The sequence below is a fragment of the Ekhidna sp. genome (genome assembly GCF_965247405.1).
In the GTDB taxonomy this organism is placed as follows: domain Bacteria; phylum Bacteroidota; class Bacteroidia; order Cytophagales; family Cyclobacteriaceae; genus Ekhidna.
In genome coordinates, this window is sequence record NZ_OZ252014.1 from 3618306 (window position 1) to 3643092 (window position 24787).

At 40.5% G+C, this 24787-nt stretch carries 33 protein-coding genes; 2 read left to right on the forward strand and 31 right to left on the reverse strand.

Going from position 1 to position 24787, the window contains the following annotated elements; all coding sequences use genetic code 11:
* Window positions 1-97: 97 nt before the first annotated feature.
* From ACP14Y_RS16710 to ACP14Y_RS16795, 18 genes are all read right to left on the reverse strand, one after another.
* Window positions 98-412 carry a type II toxin-antitoxin system RelE/ParE family toxin gene (locus ACP14Y_RS16710; RefSeq protein ID WP_424964036.1) on the reverse strand — a complete coding sequence of 105 codons (315 nt, stop codon included), beginning with the start codon at window positions 410-412 and terminating at the stop codon, window positions 98-100.
* Window positions 409-612 carry a hypothetical protein gene (locus tag ACP14Y_RS16715; RefSeq protein WP_424964037.1) on the reverse strand — a complete coding sequence of 68 codons (204 nt, stop codon included), beginning with the start codon at window positions 610-612 and terminating at the stop codon, window positions 409-411. The genes ACP14Y_RS16710 and ACP14Y_RS16715 overlap by 4 nt, the downstream gene beginning before the upstream one ends.
* A 277-nt stretch (window positions 613-889) precedes the next feature.
* The gene (locus tag ACP14Y_RS16720; RefSeq protein WP_424964038.1) at window positions 890-1114 is read right to left on the reverse strand and encodes a hypothetical protein; all 225 of its coding nucleotides are present in this window, start codon (window positions 1112-1114) and stop codon (window positions 890-892) included.
* The gene (locus tag ACP14Y_RS16725; protein WP_424964039.1) at window positions 1098-1334 is read right to left on the reverse strand and encodes a hypothetical protein; all 237 of its coding nucleotides are present in this window, start codon (window positions 1332-1334) and stop codon (window positions 1098-1100) included. The genes ACP14Y_RS16720 and ACP14Y_RS16725 overlap by 17 nt, the downstream gene beginning before the upstream one ends.
* Window positions 1335-1565: 231 nt before the next feature.
* Entirely contained in the window at window positions 1566-1880 is a 315-nt protein-coding gene (locus ACP14Y_RS16730) for a type II toxin-antitoxin system RelE/ParE family toxin (protein ID WP_424964040.1), read from the reverse strand.
* Entirely contained in the window at window positions 1877-2092 is a 216-nt protein-coding gene (locus ACP14Y_RS16735) for a hypothetical protein (protein WP_424964041.1), read from the reverse strand. Before ACP14Y_RS16735 ends, ACP14Y_RS16730 begins: the two co-directional genes overlap by 4 nt.
* Before the next feature lie 280 nt (window positions 2093-2372).
* Complete coding sequence (locus tag ACP14Y_RS16740) at window positions 2373-2882, reverse strand: hypothetical protein (protein WP_424964042.1); 510 nt, start codon at window positions 2880-2882, stop codon at window positions 2373-2375.
* 251 nt (window positions 2883-3133) lie between these two features.
* Window positions 3134-3487 (reverse strand): DUF5615 family PIN-like protein, encoded by a 354-nt coding sequence (locus ACP14Y_RS16745; protein ID WP_424964043.1) that lies wholly within the window; start codon window positions 3485-3487, stop codon window positions 3134-3136.
* Between the two features lie 12 nt (window positions 3488-3499).
* Window positions 3500-3727 (reverse strand): DUF433 domain-containing protein, encoded by a 228-nt coding sequence (locus tag ACP14Y_RS16750; RefSeq protein ID WP_424964044.1) that lies wholly within the window; start codon window positions 3725-3727, stop codon window positions 3500-3502.
* Between the two features lie 292 nt (window positions 3728-4019).
* On the reverse strand, window positions 4020-4310 hold the full coding sequence (locus tag ACP14Y_RS16755; RefSeq protein WP_424964045.1) for a helix-turn-helix transcriptional regulator: 291 nt from the start codon (window positions 4308-4310) through the stop codon (window positions 4020-4022).
* Entirely contained in the window at window positions 4300-4656 is a 357-nt protein-coding gene (locus ACP14Y_RS16760; RefSeq protein ID WP_424964046.1) for a type II toxin-antitoxin system RelE/ParE family toxin, read from the reverse strand. Before ACP14Y_RS16760 ends, ACP14Y_RS16755 begins: the two co-directional genes overlap by 11 nt.
* 296 nt (window positions 4657-4952) lie before the next feature.
* A complete protein-coding gene (locus tag ACP14Y_RS16765) occupies window positions 4953-5486 on the reverse strand; it encodes a hypothetical protein (RefSeq protein WP_424964047.1) in 534 nt (177 codons plus the stop codon).
* Window positions 5487-5735: 249 nt separating this feature from the next.
* Entirely contained in the window at window positions 5736-6671 is a 936-nt protein-coding gene (locus tag ACP14Y_RS16770) for a hypothetical protein (protein ID WP_424964048.1), read from the reverse strand.
* A gap of 260 nt (window positions 6672-6931) precedes the next feature.
* Window positions 6932-7375, reverse strand: coding sequence for a hypothetical protein (locus ACP14Y_RS16775; protein WP_424964049.1), 444 nt, complete (start codon window positions 7373-7375; stop codon window positions 6932-6934).
* 233 nt (window positions 7376-7608) lie between these two features.
* Window positions 7609-8352, reverse strand: coding sequence for a hypothetical protein (locus ACP14Y_RS16780; protein WP_424964050.1), 744 nt, complete (start codon window positions 8350-8352; stop codon window positions 7609-7611).
* A 10-nt stretch (window positions 8353-8362) separates the two neighbouring features.
* Complete coding sequence (locus ACP14Y_RS16785; RefSeq protein ID WP_424964052.1) at window positions 8363-8911, reverse strand: hypothetical protein; 549 nt, start codon at window positions 8909-8911, stop codon at window positions 8363-8365.
* Window positions 8912-9183: 272 nt separating this feature from the next.
* Entirely contained in the window at window positions 9184-9789 is a 606-nt protein-coding gene (locus ACP14Y_RS16790; RefSeq protein ID WP_424964053.1) for a hypothetical protein, read from the reverse strand.
* Between the two features lie 241 nt (window positions 9790-10030).
* Window positions 10031-10618, reverse strand: a complete 588-nt coding sequence (locus tag ACP14Y_RS16795; RefSeq protein WP_424964055.1) for a hypothetical protein — start codon at window positions 10616-10618, stop codon at window positions 10031-10033.
* 236 nt (window positions 10619-10854) lie between these two features.
* On the opposite strand from ACP14Y_RS16795, the gene ACP14Y_RS16800 reads away from it, so the two are divergent.
* Window positions 10855-11028 (forward strand): hypothetical protein, encoded by a 174-nt coding sequence (locus ACP14Y_RS16800; protein ID WP_424964056.1) that lies wholly within the window; start codon window positions 10855-10857, stop codon window positions 11026-11028.
* Window positions 11029-11490: 462 nt separating this feature from the next.
* On the opposite strand, the gene ACP14Y_RS16805 is transcribed toward ACP14Y_RS16800, so the two are convergent.
* The 13 genes from ACP14Y_RS16805 to xerA all read right to left on the reverse strand — a co-directional run bounded on the left by ACP14Y_RS16805 (window position 11491) and on the right by xerA (window position 24301).
* Entirely contained in the window at window positions 11491-12291 is an 801-nt protein-coding gene (locus tag ACP14Y_RS16805) for a hypothetical protein (RefSeq protein WP_424964057.1), read from the reverse strand.
* 262 nt (window positions 12292-12553) lie between these two features.
* On the reverse strand, window positions 12554-13171 hold the full coding sequence (locus tag ACP14Y_RS16810; protein WP_424964058.1) for a Tim44 domain-containing protein: 618 nt from the start codon (window positions 13169-13171) through the stop codon (window positions 12554-12556).
* A 243-nt stretch (window positions 13172-13414) separates the two neighbouring features.
* Window positions 13415-14239 (reverse strand): DUF5677 domain-containing protein, encoded by an 825-nt coding sequence (locus tag ACP14Y_RS16815; protein WP_424964059.1) that lies wholly within the window; start codon window positions 14237-14239, stop codon window positions 13415-13417.
* Window positions 14240-14497: 258 nt separating this feature from the next.
* Complete coding sequence (locus tag ACP14Y_RS16820; RefSeq protein WP_424964060.1) at window positions 14498-15157, reverse strand: hypothetical protein; 660 nt, start codon at window positions 15155-15157, stop codon at window positions 14498-14500.
* A gap of 250 nt (window positions 15158-15407) precedes the next feature.
* Window positions 15408-16217, reverse strand: a complete 810-nt coding sequence (locus tag ACP14Y_RS16825; RefSeq protein ID WP_424964061.1) for a hypothetical protein — start codon at window positions 16215-16217, stop codon at window positions 15408-15410.
* A gap of 747 nt (window positions 16218-16964) precedes the next feature.
* On the reverse strand, window positions 16965-18185 hold the full coding sequence (locus tag ACP14Y_RS16830) for a glycoside hydrolase family 5 protein (RefSeq protein ID WP_424964062.1): 1221 nt from the start codon (window positions 18183-18185) through the stop codon (window positions 16965-16967).
* Window positions 18186-18433: 248 nt separating this feature from the next.
* Window positions 18434-18967 (reverse strand): hypothetical protein, encoded by a 534-nt coding sequence (locus tag ACP14Y_RS16835; protein ID WP_424964047.1) that lies wholly within the window; start codon window positions 18965-18967, stop codon window positions 18434-18436.
* Window positions 18968-19213: 246 nt separating this feature from the next.
* The gene (locus ACP14Y_RS16840) at window positions 19214-19750 is read right to left on the reverse strand and encodes a hypothetical protein (protein WP_424964063.1); all 537 of its coding nucleotides are present in this window, start codon (window positions 19748-19750) and stop codon (window positions 19214-19216) included.
* Window positions 19751-20543: 793 nt separating this feature from the next.
* Window positions 20544-21155: a hypothetical protein gene (locus tag ACP14Y_RS16845; protein ID WP_424964064.1), complete on the reverse strand. Its 612-nt coding sequence runs from the start codon at window positions 21153-21155 to the stop codon at window positions 20544-20546.
* Window positions 21136-21480: an STAS-like domain-containing protein gene (locus tag ACP14Y_RS16850; RefSeq protein ID WP_424964065.1), complete on the reverse strand. Its 345-nt coding sequence runs from the start codon at window positions 21478-21480 to the stop codon at window positions 21136-21138. The genes ACP14Y_RS16845 and ACP14Y_RS16850 overlap by 20 nt, the downstream gene beginning before the upstream one ends.
* On the reverse strand, window positions 21461-22561 hold the full coding sequence (locus ACP14Y_RS16855; RefSeq protein ID WP_424964066.1) for a hypothetical protein: 1101 nt from the start codon (window positions 22559-22561) through the stop codon (window positions 21461-21463). The genes ACP14Y_RS16850 and ACP14Y_RS16855 overlap by 20 nt, the downstream gene beginning before the upstream one ends.
* Before the next feature lie 281 nt (window positions 22562-22842).
* On the reverse strand, window positions 22843-23349 hold the full coding sequence (locus ACP14Y_RS16860) for a DUF5063 domain-containing protein (RefSeq protein WP_424964067.1): 507 nt from the start codon (window positions 23347-23349) through the stop codon (window positions 22843-22845).
* A 61-nt stretch (window positions 23350-23410) separates the two neighbouring features.
* Window positions 23411-24301 (reverse strand): site-specific tyrosine recombinase/integron integrase, encoded by an 891-nt coding sequence (gene xerA, locus ACP14Y_RS16865; protein ID WP_424964068.1) that lies wholly within the window; start codon window positions 24299-24301, stop codon window positions 23411-23413.
* A 75-nt stretch (window positions 24302-24376) separates the two neighbouring features.
* On the opposite strand from xerA, the gene ACP14Y_RS16870 reads away from it, so the two are divergent.
* Window positions 24377-24781 carry a hypothetical protein gene (locus tag ACP14Y_RS16870; RefSeq protein ID WP_424964069.1) on the forward strand — a complete coding sequence of 135 codons (405 nt, stop codon included), beginning with the start codon at window positions 24377-24379 and terminating at the stop codon, window positions 24779-24781.
* Window positions 24782-24787: the final 6 nt, after the last annotated feature.

Consider the following 24787-nt stretch of genomic DNA (forward strand, 5'->3'; position numbering starts at 1 on the left):
CATGCTATTAGTTCTTCAACGCACAGAAAGTCACAGAAGGGAAGGAGAGCGATAAGTTCCTGCGATAATTGCTAGTAGCAGTTTGACATCTGCATCGCTAGCGCATGCTAGCATTTGTTAGTTTTTCAAGAAGTTGGTCAGGATCAGATCTATTATCCCATATTACAAGAAGCTTGATATAGGTAGGTTTGTTGACATAGTAGAGCGAGATAGTCTTATGAATCACCAGCTTTCGGTAATGAGTGTTCTCAAATGATGGACCTAGTTCCGGGTTATGTTGTAATTGACTTATTCGATACTCCAGTTGATCTAAGAAGTTCTCGTTGATCTGGTTGTTCCAGAGTTCAAGGATAAAGTCTGAAGTTTCTCGTAGGGTCTTTTTGGCAGTTTCAGTCCAACGAACTTCTTTCATTTTAGTATATCACGGACTGATGTATGAACAGTTAAACTATCATCGGGTTCCGCCTCAGCAATTTTCAAAAGCTCAACAATAGAGTCTGGTAGATCGTCCAGAGATAATTTCTGAATTCCTGCGATCTGATCTAGAACTACTTCGTCCTCCAAGTTTGTTATCCAGTTAATAAGCGATATTTTCTTCTGTTCGATCGTCATGATATAAAGTTAACGAATTTTACGATCTGAAGATATAGATGCTAACGCTCAGCTAGCGGGCGGATGTCCCGAACTGAGCAATTTCTGATAAAACTAGCGAACCTGAACCACACGCACAACGCTTTCTATGAAACACTGCGTTAACCCAGACATCCGCCAGAACTGCCTACAGTTCTTCAACGCACTGAAAGTAACAGAAGGGAAGGAGAGCGGTGGGTTCCTACGAAACTTGCTAGAAGCAGTCTGACATCTGCATTGCTAGCGCTTGTTATAGAGCTTATTTTTCGAGCAGCTCGATTACTGAGTTCAGCCGTTGAATTAGGCTGTCCTTGGCTGCAATTTTTGCTTTCGTCTCATCAAGTTCGTTGTTCACGAGATATGAAGCTTGTTCGTATGCTTCTTTGTTGTTAGCACGTTCGTTTGTATTCTGTCCAATGTTGAACGCAAGGACTATTACCAGAATGATAAACACTGTCATAACCCAATCAATCTTCTTCTCCATCTTGGTTAGTTAGTTCATTAATTCTGTTACTGAGTTTTGTGATACTGTCCTCTTTAGCATGGAGTTCTTCAAATAGTTCAAGAGATTCAGAGTTGCTATTCAGTACTTCTTGATATTGCTGTTCATATTTCTCTGCTTCAGTCTTAGTGATGAAGTTATATATCAAAAGAGTTAAGAGAGTTAGAACGTAAAATGAGTAGGTCAATATCTTTTTGCGCATGGTGATTATGCTCTATAACGCCCAGATATGGCGTTGTGGCCTCCGAGCTTTTTTAATACCGATAAAAGTAGCGATTCTGGCTCAGGCTCACAACGGTTCAGATACAGCACGTTCCACAAGCATTTTACCGATATGAGATAAGAAGTGTAGAAAGCACGGGCATCTCCAAAAGCCAGAAATCGCGGTTCAGTTGCACTGAAAGTGGCAGATAGGCAGCAGCCACATGCATTTTTATCGCTTGTTAGAATCTGTTAATTGCTTGTAGAGATCAGCCGGATTTTGTCGGTTGTCCCATATTAATAGCAATCTAATATGTTCAGGGTCGTTCAAATAGTATAGCGATACAGACTTGTGAATTACCAGTTTGCGAACCTCGCTATCTTGAAAAGTAGGTGTGAGTTCTGCGTTTCTCCTTATCTGATCAACACGAAAGTTAAGTTGATTTAGGAATTCTGATTTTACTTGTTCGTTCCAAAGTTCAGATATGAAGTCAGAAGTTCGTCTGAGAGATCTCCTAGCAGTTGGAGCCCAGATTACTTTCTTCATTCTTCCTTTATATTTAAAATGTCTTGAGCCGATGTATGTTCGACACAATTTTCAATTGGCTCAGAAGCGGCGATATTCAAAAGTTCGACGATTTCTTTTGGGAGTTCACTTATTGAGGTTTTTCGAAAACCTTCAATCTGATTAATCACGGTCTCATCATCCAAGTTAGTAATCCAGTTAATGAGTGATATTTTTTTCTGTTCAATCGTCATATTATAAAGATAACGAATTTTACGCTCTGAAGATATAGATGCTAACACTCAGGTAAAATGCTGTGTGGTCCGAGCTTTGTTAATAGCGATAAAAGTAGCTTATCTGCCGGTGTTCACAAAGTATCAGATAGGCACTGCGCCATGCAGATTCAAAACTCCCACTAGATAAAGAAGATGGAAAGCACATCAGTTGCTTGGCGGCAGATAAGCGGGATGCTAAGCAGATTCTCAGCAGATAGCTAAGTAAGGCCATGCGACCATATCGTTTGTTGGCAAAAGTTCATTCGTTATTCAGGAAAGTAGTTACTAGGCTATTGCCTTCTGATTCCATTTCAGTTGTCCAACTGTCAATCCACCAGCGACCGTTTTCGTAATGCAATTGTATGCTGTTAAGTCCTCTAATAGAAGATTCAATGTTTGGATCTGTTCGTATTTCAAATGCACTCCATACTTGTGCAATGTTACCATACCGACTCACTTTCCGTTTTAGTTCTTTTTCAAAGAAATCTTCTCTTGGTGATAATCCAATGGGTATATATTCTGCCTCCAGTGAATGGGTATCAGCTCTTCCGTTTTCATCGATTCTTGTGATAAATGCACTTTTTGAATGAATGTAATTATCCCTTTCAAATTCCCAGGGTTCATTACTTGAGCCTGAAACAACATCGTAGTAGGCAGTTATAATAGCGTCTATCGACTCAACATCCTTCGCATATTTTTGATCTAGAGTTTGTCCAGTAACCGTTAAGGAAGTTACTATTGTAAAAACGAAGAGCATGCCTTTTTTCATAGCGATTATTTTTGCTAACGTCTCGCTAAGCGGCGGTTTGTCCACACTTAGCTTGAAAGCACTAAAAGTAACGAAGGTGCACCACCCCTCAAAAGCTAACTCGAAGAAAATGCGTTGCGAAAGATAAAGTCCAGAAGCACTACAGTTGCTAAGGCTCATCAACTTTCAGAAGGTGCACCGAAGTGGGACAGTTGCAGATCAGAGTGTGAATAGCATGCTGACAAATGTCACCTAGCAACTGTTAGAGAGCGTTAGTATTTCTTTTGTCTCAAAGAGCTTGAGTCTACAACTGTCAAAGTTCGTTCAAATGTTAAGTTGGAATTAGAAGTTAGTCGGTCAATTACCTTTGCTGTTTCTAATGGGTCAGTTGGTTGCTGTCTGATGAAAATGACACCTGCGTTCGGTTTGAATCCATGTTTAAAAATGAGTTCACCATAATCACTATCATAAGTAATGATAGTTCGGTCTTGTTCCATCGCCAACTTCATCACATGTTCGTCCGCTGTTCCCGGATCATCAACACCAATTGAAGTGATATCAAATCCTTTTGATTTCAAGTAGTTGACACTCGCAATTGGAACATTCTCGTTCGCAAGAAATTTCAATGTAATTGCTAGTTAGGCGTTCGAATAAAGAAGTCCGTCCTTCATGCAGTCCTGTATGTAAGAGAATACAGCTTGTAAGGATTCGTTTGTCAAGCGAGGGTAATTCTCAAGAATTTGTTGTTCAGTCCATCCTTGAGCGAGCAGACCAATGATATGTTCAACGGAAATTCTAGTTCCCTTGACTGTTGGCTTACCTAAAAGCACTTTGTTGTCTGATATTACATGTTCTCGCCATTCCATAATTCAAAGTTACGAAGATTTAGCAGGAAAGTTGATCTGTGAGACGTGCTCTCTAACGTCTAGCTAAGCGGCGGTTTGTCCATTCTTAGCTTGAAAGCACTAAAAGTAACGAAGGTGCACCACCCCTCAAAAGCTTACTCGAAGAAAATGCGTTGTGAAAGATAAAGTCCAGAAGCAACACAGTTGCTAAGGCTGCTCAACTTTCAGAAGGTGCGCCAAAGTGGGACAGTTGCAGATCAGATTGTGAATAGCACATTGACAAATGCCGCTTAGCAACTGTTACAGCGCTGTTTTATACGTCTATGCTGATAGTTACTTTACCTCCTAGTCCTTTCTCGACTATGTCGTAGAGCGTTTTAAGAGTTAAGTTGCTTCCGTCGTTCTCAACTCTTGAGATATAGGTTCGCTTCTTGTCCACAAGTTCACCAAGCTGCTGTTGAGTCAAGTGTTTTTGTTCACGTGCCTGACGAAGGAGTAAACCAATTTTCAGTCCCTCAGCTTCTCTTTCGAGTTGGTCACGTCTAGGAGTTCCTTTCTTTCCATAGACGTCATCTTTAATAGTTTTCCAAGATTTAGTTTCCATGTTCGCTCGCTTTATCTTGATAATATTCTTTCATTAATCGTTCAGCTCTTTCAATTTCCTTCCTTGGCGTTTTCTGAGTCTTCTTTTGAAAACCGTTCAGAAGAATTACAAGTTGGTTCCCATCAAAAAAGCAGAACACTCTCCAAATGTTCGAACCCAGTTGAATTCTTGCTTCATAAAGACCGTCCGTTCCGGTTAAATGCTTCAGATAATTGCTGGGAACTCGTTCGAGAGTCTCAATTGCTTCAATGATCTTGAAAATCTTATCCTGAACTTTTGTTGTTTGACTGTTCAGAAACTCTTCAAAATAGTGTTTGTAAGCAATGACCTCTCGGATCTTGTTCATACGACAAAGGTAACTTAAAAGTTACATCTAGTCAAGATAGTTCAGAGATATGCGTAAAGAAGATAATGCGCTGTAACGATCAGATATGGCGAGTGGCCATATCCTTTCAAATATCTACCAAGGTAGTGAAACTGCCCAACCCCCGCAACAGTATCCACAATGCACTGGGCTCTGAAAGTCTAAATCCAGAAAGACAAAAGTGGCTAGAAGCACAAATGTCAGCAGAATGGGCAGTGAAACGATCGGATTGCGCCGAAGCATCAGATAGGCAGTTTGGACATTCGCTATATCGCCTGTTATCGGCTTTTTTCGCCTTTCAGTTTGGCCGTTAGTTCGTTGTAGTCCAAATTTTTAGGCTTCTTCTTCCGTTCGAGAATTCTGCCAGTTACGGAGTTGTTAGACTTGTCATAGTTGATCCAAAATTCACCACAGTTCCAAAGAACATAGTCGTTTGGAGTTTCAACAATTCCGCCACCATGATCAATTCCATCAGATTTGTTCAGAGCAACAACATAATATTCTCCAGCTGTTAGGTAATCAATGTATGGTCGGCATAAGTTGCCAGGATCTCCAAAAACTTCAATTTCGGTTCGTTGTTCGTCACCACGTAGAAGTTCGACAATCTCGAAGGTTGCCGAAAGTGGTTGTTGGTGTTCGTCCGAAGTTAGTCCGCCAGTAAACTGAAAAAAGTTGTTGTACCTCTTCACTTTTACTAAAGCAACTACTTCTGAGTTGACTGCCATCTCCAAAAAGTTACCCGCCCATTCACAATCACAGGCGAAAGTTCTGGTGCAAATTAAGATGAGAAATATGGCTATGGGATTCTTCATGATTGCCGATAACGTCTCGCTAAGCGGCGGTTTGTCCACCACTTGTTTGAAAGCACTAAAAGTAACGAAGGTGCACCACCCCTCAAAAGCTTCCTCGAAGAAAATGCGTTATGAAAGATAAAGTCCAGAAGCACTACAGTTGATAAGGCTTCTCAACTTTCAGAAGGTGCACCGAAGTGGGCAAGTAGCGAAGCATGTTGTGAATAGCACGCTGACAAATGCCGCTTAGCAACTGTTAGAGTTAGTCTCTTAGTGATATCTCCAACCGTATTGGACAAGATCTTCAAAATCGTTGTAGTACATAACAAAACCATCATAGTTATAATCTTGAATCATAAATATGACTTCAACTTGATCGTTGTTATTATAATCACCAGCGTCAACTAAGGTTAAGAACGGTGAGATTTGCTGAACCTCGTTATCATCACGAATCAAGAACCATAGATTATATCTAGCATATGGTGTAAAAGCTTCACCATCGTAGATTTTGAATTGTTCTTTGTATGGGATTTTTATTTGGAATCCATCATTCAAATGGAGGTTCACAAGTTTTCGTGTTCTGTCTGCTGTACTGTATGACTTGAGGATTTTATTAATTATAGCTGTATCTGACTGAAAGTATTCCTCAGATAGCCATTCATGAATTAATGTTGAATCTGATTCTGAAGGAACAAAGGGTCTCCACTTCAACGGGTCTTTATAATATGGTTGGGAGTTAATCACTACTGGTCTGTATACCATATGGTAAGGCCAACCTGCAAATTGCATAGTTGGTTTACCCACTTTTGGAATTTGACTAGAGTTCTTAATGACGAATTTTTTGTCGTTCATGTAGGTGCAGTCATATGGCCATTTCTTTAGAAGTTCGATTGTTCCGAGAGTTCTGTTGTCAAAACAAATGGTCATGGATAAGTTCTCAAGAGAGTCCGAATCATCAACTTTCCAACCAGTTCTGCTATCGTAATCGAAACAGATTCGAGCAGTGAAAGGATCATCGAAGTTTATAGTATCTCCTTTTAAGTTCGTTTGAATAATTCCTAGTTTGAGCTTCTCAATTGGTTTTTCAGTCTCTGGCTCTGAAGGATTATTGATCTCTTTTGATTGTTCACTTGAAGAGTCTCTCTTCTCAGTTGAACAAGAGATGATAAAAGAAGAAATTAAAATGAAGATTAGGGTGTATCGCATTGAATAGATTAACTCTAACGTCTAACTAGCGAGAGTATGCCCACTAGTTGTAAAGAGCACTAAACTAGCGAAACTGCCCAACCTCCGCAACAGTATCTACGAAGCACTGCGTTGAGAAAGTCTAAATCCAGAAAGACAAGAAGGAGGGAAGGGAATAAAAGTAGCAGAATGGGCGGTGAAGCGGTCAAGTTGCACTGAAACTGACAGAAAGCACACAGGCATATTCGCGCTAGTGCCTGTTACAGCACGTTTTTATACTTTCAGTTAATCAGTTCTGAGAGAGTTAAGATGAAGCTAATTACAGGGATAGAAGTTACTACGAGGATGTTCACAGTTCTGTGCTTCAGTTGAAAATATCCGTAAAGCAGAGTTCCTATAATAGCCAGGTAATAGAATATTCCATAATTCGGTAGGTTCAGCAACATAGGAGTTGAGTTGATAATTGCAAGCAGAAGAAAAACCGAAAATAGGGTTCGTTGTTCGTTCACAATCTTGCCAGTCAGCACCAGAAACAGAGTTGCGACAAGAGTTAAGGTGTAAAGAATGATCGCTATAGAAGTCAAAGCGCCAGATCCGAAAAGAGTTAGCCCGAAAGAAGCAGCTAGCAGACCACCAATCCAGTTGGAAGTTCGCTCGTTGTTACGAAAGATGTAAAAGATGGTAATTCCAATTGCGAGTAACTTGATTAAGAGAATTTTATCCATCTAGCAGATTATGTGCTGTAACGCCAAGCTAGCAGGAGTGCGCCCCGAGCTTAGCAAGTTCCGATAAAACTAATGAATCTGCCGGTGCTCACAAAGTATCAAATAACCGCTGCGTTCAGAAAGATGAAAGCTCCTGCGAGCTGAAGTCTGTAGAAAGCACCGACCTTTCCCAGCGGCTGATTCATGGTGATGTTTGCACAGAAGTCTGTAAAGTGGCAGTTGGCGCATTCGTGCTAGCGATTGTTATCATCAGTTTTAGCCATTTCAATAAAGTTTTTGGCAGTTGCTCTAAGCAAATTTCGAATTAGTTCAGGTGATTCAATGATCGTTTTAATTGGCCCGCTGATTTGCTCAAAGATTGGTGTTGCATGACTTTTGGCTTCATCATAATCTTTGGAAGACAATGATGATGGGACTTCCCATTTATTGTTAGTTAGGTCGGCGTAAAGCCCTCTTTCTTTTTTATGTTGTGCATGTAGAAACCAGTTCGCATGCTGTTCGAATTCCTTTTTAATTTCTTCTGACGATTCACTGAGTTCGGCAATATCATCCTTCAACAATTCCTGGGATTCTTCAAAGAAGGATTTCAAACGATCTGGGTTAAATAAATCTCCTAAATTCAATTCTAGATTGGAGTTCAAAACCTTTTTCTCGATGTTGACAACTAAATCTAATCGTTCCATAAGTTGATGAGATGAGTTCAACCCAAGAGCCATCTTCAATCGAGATTTATGCTTGTCATTGGAGTTGAATGCAATTTCAATAGTTGCCTGTTCTTCTAATCCTAAATAACAATGATAAAGTGCATTTGCTTTGATAAGTTCTTCAACAGAAATAACAAAAAGTGCTATTCCGAGCCCATGATTCTCGCTGTTAAAAAGCGCATTGTTAAAGTGGTTCAATGCGTTGTTGTAGCAAGCAGCGATTCCGTCAAAAAGTTGTTGGTCAGTTAATTCTGTGTAACGTTTCTTTGCCATCTATCTGCACTTATTGATCCTCTATAAGTTTGTTCAATCGAGGTTGTAGAATCCAGTAGCCAATAACCGAGAACCAAATGAGGAAGAACTCACCGGCATAATCTCCAAATTTTGCCATTCGTCCGAGTTCAACTGATTTCATGGTCTTAGCCGCAAATCGAATTCCCCAAATAATAATAACCATTGATAGCAGGTGAAGAGGAACAATGATCGCCGCAATTGCACCAGGGTTTACGTTTTCCAGTTCGTTCGAGCTACCACCTCCAGAAAAAGCCTGTCCTGTCCAAATCAAAATAGCCAACATGTAGATTATTGGAATCATGAATAGAACTCGAAACCTTTTAGAGTTGAGCGTCACACCTTCTGGAAGTTTTGAATTCAAACTTGTTGAAATAGCCCAAATCCATCCGAAAGTACCAACAGTAAAAAGAACCATCATGTATGGAAATAGCTTGAGCATCATTGTAGGGTCGGAAAAAGTAAAAATGTTCATCAGAAATGCACCTCCCCATGTGAGTCCAAAAAGTTGCCAGTGCTTCAGTTTTAGGAGTATTTTCATTGTTCAGAATTAAGTTCTATGTGGGGAATTGATGATAACGTCTAGATATGGCGAGTGGCCATACCCTTTGTAAACACCTCTAAAATAGTGAAACTGCCCAATACCCACAACGGCATCTACGAAGCACTGCGTTCTGCAAGTCAAAATCCAGAAAGAGAAAGGTGGCTAAAAGCACAAATGCTAGCAGAATGGGCAGATTACGGTCGGATTGCACTAAAGCATCAGATAGGCAGTTTGGCCATTCGCTATATCGCCTGTTACAGGCTTTTCATTTATGAGAGGTGATAAAGTGTTACCGTTATTCGGTTGTTCGTTCGCCACCTTATCCAGCCAGATTGAACGTTAGAGTTGTCCGATGGATATTCATAATTTCCAGGAGTCCAAATAATCCGCATCCAATCTCCTTTTACTTCTTTTGGAATCATGAGGTTTTCACTTTTTGGTTGTTCGGAAATGGGAGTTCCGTCAATGTTATCCAAAACCTGAATATCCGTTGGTTCAAAGTCTACGGAAAAGACATCTGTCACATACTTTTCCCAGTTAACAAGCTTGATTTTGTCAGACTTCTTTAAAGATTTCGTTAGGCCAGTTTCCTCGTTGACCACTACTTCATAATGTGTTTGTGTTTCTCTTTTGCATTTAATCTTGAATAGAAAGTAGTCAGGTTTGAATGCGAGAATTCTAAAATCAGGGTTGTAGTTCAGTGGTTCATAACAGTCCACCAGATACCAAACGGATCCATCTTCGTTCAGCAGTTCAATCTTGTGATCGGTATTGTCATACTGTTCGCCCAACATTACCACGCCGACACTATTAGCCATGTTCTGTCCATGAAGGAGAGTTGGCAGAAAAGTTAGTATAGTGAGGAGTCTACGCATAGAAGAGAATTGCCTGTAACGTCTAACTAGCGAGAGTATGCCCACTAGTTGTAAAGAGCACTAAACTAGCGAAACTGCCCAACCTCCGCAACGGAATCCACGAAGAACTGCGCTCCACAAGTCTTATCCCAGAAAGACGAAAAGGAGGGAGGGGAAATGAAAGTAGCAGAATGGGCGGTGAAGCGGTCAAGTTGCACTGAATCTAGCAGAAAGCACTTAGGCATATTCGCGCTAGTGCTTGTTACCCATCGTTTTTGTGAAGTTTTTCTAGTTCACTAGTTAGTTCATCCCAGCTAGGGTTGACAAGTTTGGATGCCTTGATGACCAGCTCGTTCTGGTACTTGTTAGTGTCCACCGTTAGTTTGTCTGATTGAATGTTTATTGCAGTTATGGTGTCTATGTCTACAAACTTGTTGTTAGTAAGGTTTCGGATTCCAGAGGGTTGAAGTAAATACTTAATAGTTCTGTTGTTCACCACGTTCACGATACCAGTTATGACTAGAATTGAGATTGCGAAAATGTTAAGTGAGTTCAAGGGTGCGCCTGTAAAATGATAAATCAATAGCCCAGTAAACGCTAATCCGCCAACCCACTGAGTAGTTCTGATTTCGAAAGACTTTGAAGATCTTAGTTTTTTACGTGTTTGGAATACTTCGAATAGTTGAACTCCCAATAATGCAGTTGCTAGAACTAAGTTCACCAGTTCGCGTGGATAGTCATTCGAGTAACCGATGTAAACGAAGATACCTAAGATGATGATAAATATAACTCTTGGCTGCATGCGTGTATGATGGGTAACGTTGAGGTAGGATGAGTGCCCTACGCTCATTTAATAGATTCGAAAGTAGGTAATCTGACAGTTATCTACAAGGTGGGCGGGTCCCTCTCATCCTTCCTCAAGTTTTTTAGGACCCGAAGGGATGGGATCTGACTGGAATGAAGGGCTGTTTCATTTAGCTCAGTCAGATTGCCGGGCTAACCTTGGATAAGTGGCAGAATACCGCGTAAGGGCATTCATTTCCTACCGAATGTTATGGGGCGTTTATTCATAAACGTAGTGGGCTGATGTTTCACCTTGCGATCCAGGATGCAACTGGTGAGTTGGCCTCAGAGGTTTTGCTTCTTCGAGATGCTCTTTTATGGCACGATAAGGAGTCGTGGAGAGAAGCTGCAACAGAAGGTCATTTGAAATCCATAATCATTGCTGTTTTCTCATCTTTTTTAGTGAGATTCAGTTAGCCTGACTTGAAAAAGTCGTAAAAAACGGCTAACTTCCTCACTTCAAGTTTTTCATAAAGCGTCTCACGCGTTAGTAGAAAGCAAGACTTTCTCACGGTATCACCGCGAAAAACTTATTTAGAAGTGTGGCTCACTTCCCCCTCAAAGCCTCGAAAACTGTCCCATTCCCAAATGATCTGTTGAAAACCTTCAGCCTGTTAATATAAAACACAGACCATGCCCCGATAAAGTCTCGCTAAGCGGCGGTTTGTCCACCACTTGCTTGAAAGCACTAAAAGTAACGAAGGTGTACCACCCCTCAAAAGCTATCCCGAAGAAAATGCGTTGTGAAAGATAAACTCCAGAAGCACTACAGTTGCTAAGGCTTTTCAACTTTCAGAAGGTGTACCGAAGTGGGACAGTCGCAGATCAGGTTGTGAATAGCACGCTGACAAATGCCGCTTAGCAACTGTTGGAGAGCGTTTATTTGATTTTCTCTACAAATCGACTGCTCATCCAGCCTAACCATTTTTCGTTCCTTCGGATTTTGTAAACGGAGTAGCCGTCTTTGTTAGGCGGGTTCATAGCTACGAACCACCAAACTCTACCAGTTTCATCAGTTTTAGAGTTAATTGCAAAACCAATGTCTCCGTCAGAATATTCAGCAAGTTTATTGCCTTGTTCGTAATGGTAAGTTAGAGGCTTGTCGTTGATAATTTCAGGAGTTGCACGAAGCGTGTATGGAGTATTCGTTACTCTGAATTTTACCATCGTGTTCCACGATTCTGGGAACTCAGTTTCATCCAAGAAGTAGTATTTAGATGATCGAATTACAGTACTTGGGTTGTTAGGCAGAATAGTCCATTGTTGTAGGAAGTTAATGGGATCATCGCAACAACCATATTGTAGAAAATCCATTGTTAATGGGGCGTCTGGAAATTTTCGAGTTACGTTCTTGATCGCTCCAACATCGGACTCAACAAGTTCAAGTTTACCGTCTTTGTTAATATAGATTTCTACAGAATAAGACTCTCCCCCGGATGGACCATTAAAGATTAAGTCAATCTCATCGTCAAGGTTAATATGCACTGGATGGAAGTGGTCGAGATACTCTTCCATGTTCATAGGAAAGTATCGAACATACTCAGGTGTGTCAGTTGCAAACACAAGTTCCTTTAGATAATCTCGACTTATCGAATCTTCAAGTGACCAGCGAGTTACCTGACTAAATGATAAGTTCGTAAGAGTTAGAAAGAGAAAGGTGAAGAATAAGTGAGTTTTCATTTCGGTAGTGCGGTATGCTCTCCAACGCTCAGCTAGCGGGCGGATGTCCCGAACTGAGCAATTTCTGATAAAACTAGCGAACCTGAACCACACGCACAACGCTTTCTATGAAACACTGCGTTGACCTAGACATCCGCCAGAACTGCCTACAGTTCTTCAACGAACAGAAAGTCACAGAAGGGAAGGGGAGCGATAAGTTCCAACGAAATTTGCTAGAAGCAGTCTGACATCTGCATCGCTAGCGCATGTTAGAGATCGTTTATTAACTCTTAATTTCGTCAAGCAGCCAACTATCTTCACTTCGTTTGAAAGTCCAGAGTTCACCGAATGACTCTGAAAATCTATGGTTACCGTGCTTCTTACCAGTTTTCAAGTTCAGATCATAGTCGATCATAGATCCTGAAATGGAGGCTTTAAACATATCTTTAGAATTATCTTCGTAATCCTTCGCGGAAATAATATCAACAGAGTTCAGTTTAATTTCTTCCAGGATATTCTTCTTGTTGATCTTCTTGTAATAGTCCAACTGAAATCTCAATTTCTTGGACATCTTTTCTGTTAGCAAGTGCTGAACTGGTTCAAGATTGTCATCATTCCAAGCGTTCTGCACCTTGAAATATGTATGTTCAACCGTCTGCTTTAGTTTCTTGAAATCCCATGTCTTATCTAGTTCTGCAAATCGAGCAAGTCGCTTGCGAGTTCGTATAATTCTTAGTCGGATGATGACTCCAATTATCAATGCTACTACAAATGCAAAGACAAAAGTTATGGGGTTACGAGATAAGGTATGAAAGAAACCGCCACCTCCTCCACCAGCTCTGGCAAAGAGTTCAATGGTTGAAAAGAGAAAAAGTGAAAAGGTTAGTGAAAATTTGTTCAATGCCGCGATATGATCTCTAACGCCCAGATATGGCGCTGTGGCCTCCGAGCTTAATTAATAGCTATAAAAGTAGCTTATCTGCCGGTGTATTCAAAGTATCAGACTGGCACTGCACCATTCCAGATAAAATCTCCCACGAGCTGAGGCAAGTAGAAAGCAAATCACTTTCCTGGCGGCAGATAAGCGGGATGTTTTGCAGACTCTTGGCAGATTGCTAAGTAAGGCCATGCGCTATATCGTTTGTTATGAGCCCTTTTTCTTTTGTTCAAATTCCTTTTTTATGAATTCGATTTTTCTTGCATCCAGTTTTTTTGTCGACTCTGGAAATAGTTTAATCATGTCCAGAATAGCTGCCATTAAATACTTAGAGACGAATTCGATGGCCATTGTTATGTAACTAACCTCTGCTTCATTTTCTTGACCTCTTCCTCTTTGGTTATCCTGAGTGAAGAATGCCCATGGAGTTGAATGAGCTTGATTCGAAAAAAAGCGATAAAGAGGTTCAAACTCGCTAGTATCAAACGGTATTCGTTGAGATATCTCTTTGTTGGATAGGTATTTGAATTTTATTCCTTTCAAAATATCTCCTTGCATTTTGCGATCTAATTTCTGGAAGAATGGATGTTCGGTTATCTTTCTTTTATCATTAGGTAGGTTTTGTTCGAACTCTGCCAGTATTTCTGTCTTATTCGCTTCTTTATAAAATTTGAATTTTTCGTTGTTAAGGTGATAAGTCAATAGAAGTAGTCTGAATTCAGTTTCGCTGGGTTCTACTTCGTCAACGCAGACATAGAAAAAGAAATAATAGTTCTCAATAAAGTTCCTAGCTAAAGTAGCAGCAGAAAAGAAGTCCCAAAATTTAAAGTCACTTGGGAAGTACCTGTTTTCAGGAAGAAGGTGGATGAAACTCATGCATGTTACAGTTAGCCTGTTGTAGAGTTGATGTCCACGAACTAAGTTCCAAGGTACATTGCTCTGACCAGCAGTTGCGTCAGTGACATCTATAGCTAGGTCTAAGAAGTTTTCAAGTTGGCGTAAGGTGTTCGTGTAATATTCCTTGTGATTCATGAGGGAGCTTCAATGGCTCATAACGCCAAGCTAAGCGGCGGTTTGTCCACAGTTAGCTTGAAAGCACTAAAAGTAACGAAGGTGCACCACCCCTCAAAAGCTATCTCGAAGAAAATGCGTTCTGAAAGATATACCCCAGAACCACTGCAGTTGCTAAGGCTTGTAAATTTTCAGAAGGTGCGCCGGAGTGGGACAGTTGCAGATCAGGTTGTGAATGGCACGCTGACAAATGCCGCTTAGCAACTGTTAGCACTTGTCTTATTTCAAGTTCACAATCCACTCATGCAGGTAAATCGACTCGATTTTCTTTTTACGTTCTGGGTTGTAGTAGATGACCTCATACTCATAACTAGGACGTAGTTCAGGATTTTGTTCGGAGAGCGAAACTTCCATCTTGGCCAGTTCAACTAGTCTTTTCAGGTCGTTCTTTTCTATGAGGTTCAGTATGATTTCTCTTGCCTTACTCTGTTGTTCAGTTATGCTTCCAGAAAGAAAGTCTGCAGAGGTGTAAACAGTGTCTGGTTTAGAAAAGTCATATATGAAAAATGTCGTTGTGCCTTCGCCTTTTACGAACCCAGTTCGAGAGAAGTTAGTTGGAGGCATTTGAACGCTTTCTTCCACTAAATACAACTGCTTAGATGTGTTCAGTTCGGTAGCAAGGTTCAGAATTTGTTTCATCACCTCAATCTTTTGTTCAGTTGCTTTCTTTTCGTTACCCATCTGTGTTTCGAGCCAACCTTTGCCAGTTACGGCTCTAAACATGCTGTCCATTTTTGGGTCGACTTGGGAGATCATCTCTTCTGTGATCTCTTTTTCCCAGTTAGGTCGTTTTGCCTCATAGTAATCTTCGAGAAACGTTTGAGAGTGGGAAAGTTGAGAGGAAAGAAGAAAGAAACAGAGAAGTAATAGATGCTTCATTTCGGTGCGGTGATAAGTGCTAACGCCAAGCTAGCAGGAGTGCGCCCCGAGCTTAGCACAAAGCACTAAGATAGCTCCGCTAACCAACACCCACAACGGCAACTACGAAGAACTGAGTTTAGAAAGACAAAATCCAGAAGCACGAATGAGGCTAGGAGAGATGAGTTTTCAGAATGGCTGGCGGAGCGGTAAAGTCAGATAGAATTAGCAGAAGTATGCTAAGGCGCATTCGTGCTAGCAATTGTTAGGGCTAGTTTTTTTCAACATATCTACTACTTAGCCATCCAACTCTGATGTTGTTAGATTTAAGAGGAATTTTAGCTAACCACCAGATTCTGCCCGTTTCATCGGTTGACTTTGAAATTGCAGTTCCTTTTGTTCCTTTGTTCAAAGTCAAATATTGATTGCCGCAATAGTTAGTTCCGTCTGGGTACTCTTCGCAAGGTTCATTTACAATTCGAGGCGAATACCTCATATTATAGTTATCGTTCGAAACTGTGAAGTCAGATATTTTCTGCAACGGAGTAGTCAAAAGGGTTGAAGAATGAAGAAAAACTGTTTGATTTTTACCCATTCTGTTTCCGTTCAATCTGTAAAGATGAAGTTTAGCTTCAACTTCACCCATCCAAGCCCATTCATAAATTAAAAAGTTGCCTTTTTCCAAGTTCCAAAATCGTAATAGTCCTGGTTGTCTAACAACTCTGATGTAACTGTCACCTGTCCCAATCCAGATCATAACTATTGGAGCATCTGCACCATCTGCCGAGTTATAAACGATATCTAGAATGTTATCTTCATTCAGATCGATAAAGTAATAATGACTTGCATAGGATTCTTTGTAATCACCTTCGAGTTGCTTGTTGTAATACTCTTGCCGTCCAAGTGTTAGCAGGATTTCTTTCTTTGCTTGAAAAGGAAACTTGGTTTCAAGGTCAGCTAGTTGTGGTTCAACAGCTTCAGTGTCAAATAAGTATTTAATAAGTTCGTCAGTCTCAGATTGACTGTATGCAAGTTGAAGGTTAGCAAGAAGTAAAATCGAGTATTGCAGAATCTTTCTCATGGGAGGTAATTAGCCCTAACGACCAGATAAAGCATGTGGCTTTACCTGTAATTTAAAGCGATGAAATTAGTGAAATCTGCGGAAGCACACAACGGGTAGGTTCAGATACGCACCACAAGTAGAGCACCCCGGGCTATGCCAGTAGCAAGTACCATCTACACAAAACTCCGGCGCAGATGAACGGGCACCATCAGTCACACTCAGCGAAGAACTACTCCAAGCCATGTGCTTTATCGCCTGTTAGGTTTTCGCGTCCAGGCGATGAAATGCATCGAGTCGCACCAAACAGATGATAGTAGCTCGACAAAAAGACCTCCGATGCAAGTGGCTCGAAGCAAACCAAAAAGGTGGTAAGAGCGCGGCTGAATGGCGCGGGACGATAGGGAGGATCGGGTTGGCGGCTGGGCGAGACACAAACCGAGCTGAAAGAAGCCAGTCACACCAAAAGTATCTAACAGGCTCAGAGCTTGAGAGCCCTACTTGTTAGCCAGTGAGAGGGTCCGGGTTGGCCGTGGGGTAGGCCCTGCGTGACGTGCGCGATAGGGCAACTAAGCGCCACCTTTCAGTAGCTATCAGATAAAAGTAAAAGCGGAGAAAAAATAGATCCTGAAGGAAGTTTCCAGTGAAACTTAACGACCAGATATGGCACGTGCCTCGAACCTTTCAAATATCGCTAAAGTTTCGGTTTTCCATTTCAGTATCAGGTAGCTCAGTAGAGGCATGTGCTATATCATTTGTTAGCCACTTTTACTTGAACTCTTCTTGAAATGTTTCCCAAAAAGAGTCCGTTACCCTGTTGTATATGTCATCATAGTGCAGATGCATGGTTTCAGACTCTTGATATTCCCAATAGGTGTAATGTACTTTCTGCTTTCCTAACTCATAATCCATTGCTTCCCAACCATCATCTTCACGATAACTATAAAAAGACCAATGCCAGTTATTTTCATTAAAAATGGAAATTAGATCAGCTAAATAACTTTCTGCTCCTTTTAGACTTCTATCACAGCCAAATTCACCCACCCAGATTCTACTAGCTGGTATTTTATTTTTGGTTGTCCATTCGTTAATTGGTTTTAAAAAATTGGTCAATCCATCCTTGCTAAGTTCAAATGGTTCTTCTAGTCCATCGATTGGGATACTTCCCGGATAACTGTAGCGGTCTTTATTAAGACTTTTGGTTACAAAAGTATAAGGTTCGTACATGTGAAAAGAATAGATGATCTTATCATCCTCTAATGGTTCTAAATAATCGAATGCCCAGGGGGTCGAGTATAGGCCAGATTCAATGATAATAGGCATTTCAGAGTCTACACTCCGAATAGCTTGTACCATTTGTCTGTTAAACAGATTAAGGTCTCCCGGACTTCCTTTTACAGTCTGATACCAATCTGTCAAATCTCTTTTCCAGAAATCATGCTTCTTATAATAGGACTCAGGATGAGGTTCATTGACCAAATTGTATCCTACTATAGCTGGGTGTCCTTTCAATCGGAAAGCTAAGTCTTTCCAGTAATTAACTGTTTGTTGCCTATAATCCCAATTCAACCAAAGACGACCTTCTTTTTGGTCGTTGTTTGATTGAATCCATCGATCACCTGGCAAACTAATAGGTGTGATGACAACCTTTATATTCAATTCGTTTGCATAATCCAGAAAGTGCAGAAGTTTTTGAAAATCCCCTTTCACAATTCCTTGATAATCGTCCGCATCGCCAAGTATAAAGTCACGTTGCTCACCATCCCATTTTTCAAAAACCAATCTCACAAATTTTATATTGGCCTTTTTTGCAGCATCGAACCACTGTTCTGAAGGAATTTGGTTAAAATGGTTCGTCCCCTTTCTTTGTTCGTCCCAATAGGAAATGATCGTATTGGTTGATTCGGTACTTTCCGCTTTTTGTCCTAGTACATTGCTCCTGAAAGAAGAAAGGATCAGTAAGACTACTATTGGTTTCAATATTTTCATCGTTTCGACAAGGGTCTATTGTGGCTAACGATCAGATATGGCGAGTGGCCATATCCTTTCAAATATCTACCAAGGTAGTGAAACTGCCCAACCCCCGCAACAGTATCCACAATGCACTGGGCTCTGAAAGTCTAAATCCAGAAAGACAAAAGTGGCTAGAAGCACAAATGTCAGCAGAATGGGCAGTGAAACGATCGGATTGCGCCGAAGCATCAGATAGGCAGTTTGGACATTCGCTATATCGCCTGTTATCGGCTTTTTTCGCCTTTCAGTTTGGCCGTTAGTTCGTTGTAGTCCAAATTTTTAGGCTTCTTCTTCCGTTCGAGAATTCTGCCAGTTACGGAGTTGTTAGACTTGTCATAGTTGATCCAAAATTCACCACAGTTCCAAAGAACATAGTCGTTTGGAGTTTCAACAATTCCGCCACCATGATCAATTCCATCAGATTTGTTCAGAGCAACAACATAATATTCTCCAGCTGTTAGGTAATCAATGTATGGTCGGCATAAGTTGCCAGGATCTCCAAAAACTTCAATTTCGGTTCGTTGTTCGTCACCACGTAGAAGTTCGACAATCTCGAAGGTTGCCGAAAGTGGTTGTTGGTGTTCGTCCGAAGTTAGTCCGCCAGTAAACTGAAAAAAGTTGTTGTACCTCTTCACTTTTACTAAAGCAACTACTTCTGAGTTGACTGCCATCTCCAAAAAGTTACCCGCCCATTCACAATCACAGGCGAAAGTTCTGGTGCAAATTAAGATGAGAAATATGGCTATGGGATTCTTCATGATTGCCGATAACGTCTAACTAGCGAGAGTATGCCCACCAGTTGTAAAGAGCACTAAACTAGCGAAACTGCCCAACCTCCGCAACAGTATCTACGAAGCGCTGCGTTTTGCAAGTCTAAATCCAGAAACACAGAAAGGTGGGAGGGTAAATGAAAGTAGCAGAATGGGCGGTGAAGCGGTCGATTTGCACTGAAACTGGCAGAAAGCACTCAGGCATATTCGCGATAGTGCCTGTTAGATGCTGCTCTATTCGATCACTGAAGAGAGTATAGCAACTTCCAATTTTTTGTTAGTTAGCCTGATCCAGTAAACACTACTCCAGAAGTCCCCATAAACTGAAAATGTTGCTTTGTCACCGTTGTAAATTACAGAGCTGAGTTCTACTGATTCTTTGTAATCAGTTCCAAGGAGTTGCTTTAAGAATTTAGTTAGGCAGTTAGTGTCGTTGAAAAGTTCTCTAAGGTTACTACATGAAGTATTGTAATTCTGAATATGAGTTGAGAGGTAATCAGTTAGAAATTGAGGAAAATCATCTCCATAATAGTCTTCATCTAATTTCAATGAATCTATGAAGTTGGGCTCTATTTGGCTCATAAGTTCGTTGAATGTTGAGTCAAGAGCGTTACACTCAAATACGTAGTAATTCTTATAATATTCGGAATTCTTCCCGTTTTCGGATAGGTCTTCTTTAATCGTTGATATATCAATCTGTTCTGTCTCCGTTACCTGTGCATTGCAGATCAGAAAAGTTAAGAAGAAGGAAAAAGTTATAGTAAATCTCATCTAGTATCACTAGTGGCATCTAACGCCACGCTAGCAGGAGTGCGCCCCGAACGTGGCAGAAAGACACTAAGATAGCGCAGCTACCCAACACCTACAACGGCTTCTCCGAAGAACTGAGTTTAGAAAGACAAAATCCAGAACCACCACAGTTGCTAGGAGAGAAGATACTAACAGAATGGGTAGCGGAGCGGTGAAGATCAGATGAAACTAGTAGAAAGCACTCAGGCGCATTCGTGCTAGCAACTGTTATGTACCTGTTTTTACGTTCAAGTTGATAGGTTAACGAAGAAAATTCCGATTGTTAGAGGAACAATCAGGGATATGCAGAATAGAGCGATGTTAATGGGAGAGTAGAGTTGAGAAGACGACTTGTACTTTGCGTTAAAACGTTCGACTATGCGGTCCGATATACGTTCATAGTAGTTGGCTGTCAACCAATGGATTCCAAAGAAGACTGGAATTAGTATTAACCTACTTGTTAAAGAGTCGTCGCTTACAGTTGGTAATGAATAGCCCAGATAATATCTAGCTAATCCTGCAATTAAGGCGAGGTGTGATATTACCATAAATAGCACTCCTCCAGCAGCATATGATTCTGGGGCAGGGTTCTTCCTCTTAGCAAATTGATAAATGAAATAGTAGAAGAAATTATACATCTTGGCACCTATGGTACATAACGCTCAACTAAAATGAGTATGCGCCCCAGTTGCTAAAAGCACTGATGTTTCTTGTTCGCATTGTCTTATCAAAGGGCTCAGTACGCATATTCATTTTAGTGTCTGTTGGCTGCTGGCTATTTTTTGTTTATTCTAATTTGAAGCTCTAGCAGTAAATCTGAAAGCTTGTCAAAGCTAGATTCAAGTTGAGCAACTTTATGTTTGTTAAAGTGAATCATACCATCTTTTACCTCCATCGGAATATCGGAATTTTGAATTTGTTCAGTTGTTAGTTTGGGTGTATCAGTAAGTTCATCTTTCAGTATTGAAACACTCTCACGAAGGCTTGACCTAATATCGTCAGCTATGGAAAATTGACATTTTTCGATAAGCTTATAAAGGGACGAAAGAGAGGTGTTAATGCGTTTCAAAGATGACGCTGCATTGGTATACTCTATTTCACCAGAAACTGATTTTCTTTGAAGTTCGCCTACCAAATTATAAATACTATCAACTCTTCTTATTACAATATCCTTTTCAATTCTGAAATCACTTTTGCGCTTGTCAAAGACAGTAGTGATAATTACGGCAAGCCAAACTGTCACTAAAATTGATAAGATGCTTATCAGATCAACTTCTTTTTTGATTTCAAAGTGAGGAATATCAAAGAACTTAGCAATTAGAAAACCTACTGCTACTAATGAAAAATATAAACCGGTGTATAGTAGTTTATTTCTGAGACTCTTCATATGCATCTTTTAGATATTCATGAACGTCATCAATCAGATACTCTTCCTCATCAGATATTAAAGTCAGGTTAGCCATAATTTCTTTATAGTCTAATTCATTATTTCTAATCAGGCCTCCGAAAGACTCTTCCAAAAAAGAAGTACCATAGCCATCTGTTCCATCAAGGTTAACCGTTATGCTTATTTTCTTGGCCAAAGCCTCTTTCATTTTTGGGAATAATACTTCTTTTCGGAATTTTTCTCCTGAGTTTTTTCCTTCGTGAATGTACCTCGGTCCAGGTGTGAGGCTAAAGTCTGTTGATATCTTAATCTCTATTGATTCCATTGCAGCTTAGATTATTTTGATTCACTTCCCAATAAACAAAAGTTCCGCTGAAAGAATTCTGGATGATTTTGAAGTCATCTGCATCAACATTGGCGTGAACATTGTTCGTTATGATGTTTAAGTTACTAATTTGATTTCGTTCCAGTACCATATTGATGCCGGGCAAACCCTTTCCATGGTAAGGTTTTCTGGTTGCCGTTTTATGTAGAGTTCCATCAAGAATTAGTCTTAAGAGTTCGGCATTGTTTCCATACTTCACTTTTTCCTTTAATTTCTCAAGAGCGCCGTAGAATTTACTGTCACTGCGCTTATTATTAAGACTGGTAAATACACCTACTCCAAAATCAATAAAAGCGAAACCAACTTTATTATCCTTCTTGTTGTGTGAGACTGAAATCCACCAATGTTTTTCACCTTTTTTAGAATCAACAGCATGATTGTTTGTGTTTAACATTAGCTCTATCAAGGTTCTTTGCACGCCTTGACATCTTCTTTCTTCTCCCCAAACTGTTTTTGAAGCTTGCCTAATAAGTTGACTGCCCAATTCGGAATCTACATCTTTCCAAGCATAAGTATGAATTGAACTTTTTTGTCCGAGTTCATATCTGTCAGATTCTTTAAACTGCTGGTACAGATATTTCAAGAATTTTGATTCATCTAAAATTCTTCTGGCATCTTTATCAGTTGGAAAGTCTCCATTGAATGGGATTCTTTTCGCTTTGAACCTCACCATAACAGAAAGCAGTACTACTATCGCATCGTAAGAAATAGTAGTTACATCTGATAAAACAACAAAAACCTTGCTCTCTCTGTCATAGTGCTTTTTAAGTTTTGAAATGAATGTAACTACCTCACTTGCATTATCAATAAAGGAAAGCTTGGACGGAGCATGAATTTTTATATAATCCTTATAACGATCCTCAAAATTCCTTTTGTGAGTTAGATCAGGTTTGCTTAGTCCTTGTTCAGATTGATTCTTAAGCCGCCTGTATTCCTTAAACTGGAGTTTTCTTTTTAGGGACTTTTGGGCACGTTGTTGATTTCGCTTTCGATATTTTCTGGTGACGTATAGTTTTTTCAATTATTGTGAGTTTGGTATGCGGAGTGCGCTGGCAGCCAACGCCTAACTATCGGTTTGTGTGCCCACAGTTGGCAAGTAAAGCTAAAATAGCGGAAGTGCACCACAAGCACAACGGTATCCACAAGGCACTGCGTTCTGCAAATCAAAATCCAGAACCACAGAAGTCTCCAAAAGCGATGAACTATCAGAAGGTGCACTGCAGCGGGCAAGTCCCGATAAAGGTGGCAAAGAGGCAGTTTGGCACATAACCGATAGTGCTTGTTGGAGGCCGTTTTATCCGCTTAGTTCTTCGTTAGGAAGTAGAGAGTTCGCAAGGCATCTACAGCGTGCTTGCCCCAATGAGTCTCGAAGAAAAATTTGAGTTCCCAGAGTGCATGTTCCTGTTCGGCTGTTCTCCCGTGTTCGATAAGGTCTAAGTTGGGTTTAATGTCAGCATACATGTCTGCCAGGTCATCTAACAGATCACCAGCGACCAGTTCCATGTCGTCATCGTCGATTGGGTTGAATTTCGTCCAATAGAACCTGCTAGTTCCAAGTCGTTCAGAAGTTTGTGAAAGCAGAGGTTGCAGTTCATCAGTTGTCAAACGATTGTCAAAATCTTCGTTATTGTCGAGTTCTATGTTAGGAAGCTGAGAAGCGCGAAATATGAGGTTCGAGACCTGAATGAAAAGTTGATTGCAAAAGTCCAGTTCGGATGTCGTTCCGAGTTCGAGTTCGTTGCAAAACTCGTTAGCGGCTCTAAGAAACCTATCAGTTTCTTCTGTTGCAATTGCTTCTTGAATGTTCATGGATTATGCGATCTGAAGTCTATGGCCTCCAACAATAATGTAAACGCCGTATGGCGTTTATTTACCTTTCAAATATACCCGAGCCTACCATGCCGTCCAAAGGACTTTTAATCTCCTCTAAATTCTTTGTGCTTACGTGTGTGTAGATCTCCGTCGTTTTTGCACTGGTGTGACCAAGCAATGTTTGAATGTAACGAAGGTTTGTACCCTGCTCCAGTAGATGCGTGGCAAAGCTGTGCCTTAATGTGTGTGGGCGTACTTTTTTCTTAATGCCTGCTCTCTTACATGCTTTTGCCAAAATCTTTCGTACGCTTGTGGGTGAGTATGGACCGCCATGCTGACCTTCAAAAAGATATTCATACGGTCGGTATTTGCGAAAATAAACCCTAAGTAGTTTCAGCAAATGTGGTGAAAGGGTGGTCAGACGATCCTTACAACCCTTGCCTGCGCGTATCCATATACGCATGTTGCTTGAGTCAATATCCGTGGTTTTCAAATCTAATAGTTCACCAATTCGCAATCCAGCAGAATAAATAGTCGTCAAAATTGCCTTGTGTTTTAGGTGATGTGTCGCTTTTAAAATCCGAGCCACTTCCTCTACACTTAGTACATCCGGAAGCTTTTTTACCTTTTTTGGCCGCTCCAGGTTGAAGCTTTGACGATCCTGACCCAGGACATGCTCCAAATAAAACTTGATTGCATTGATACTTTGGTTCTGTGTAGACCTTGAAATGTTTTGCTTCTCAATCATCTCACGATGATAGCTGTATACCTGTTCCCGGCCCACATGATGTAGAGGTAGGGGGTAGACATAAGAAAGAAACGATCGAAAACAATGATAATACACCTTCTGTGTGGACATGCTGTACCGTCTGGCAGCTAACTTCGTTCGAAGCTGTTCTAATGCCCACCGGTATTGCTGCTCACAAGAATTGCTAATAGCATCAGTCATGGGATAAAAATCATCTACATCAAAACTTAAACTAATTGTATAAGTGCTTATATTCGACTATAAGTAATTATAAAAATGATTAATTTATCTCCCAATAAATGTCTGAAGTGTGGGAAGACGCTAATTGGACGTACAGATAAGAAGTTTTGTGACGCTTACTGTAGAAATTCATATAACAATCAACACAAAGCGGTTGAGGAGCAGTACATCCAGCAGGTTAACTCCAGGATTAGAAGAAATCGAAGGATTCTAAGGGATTTATGTCCTGAAGGAAAGGCAACCGTAAGAAAAGAAGTGCTTGATCAGATGGGGTATGACTACCGATATTTCTGTGGCCTGTTTAAGACCAAATCGAATCTGTATTACCTTATATATGATTATGCATTCTCCCCAGTCTTTGAAAAGGGAGTTGAAAAAGCATTGATAGTGCAGCGTCAGGATTATATGGATCGACTGACATTAGATATTTGGAAAAAATAGCCCCTT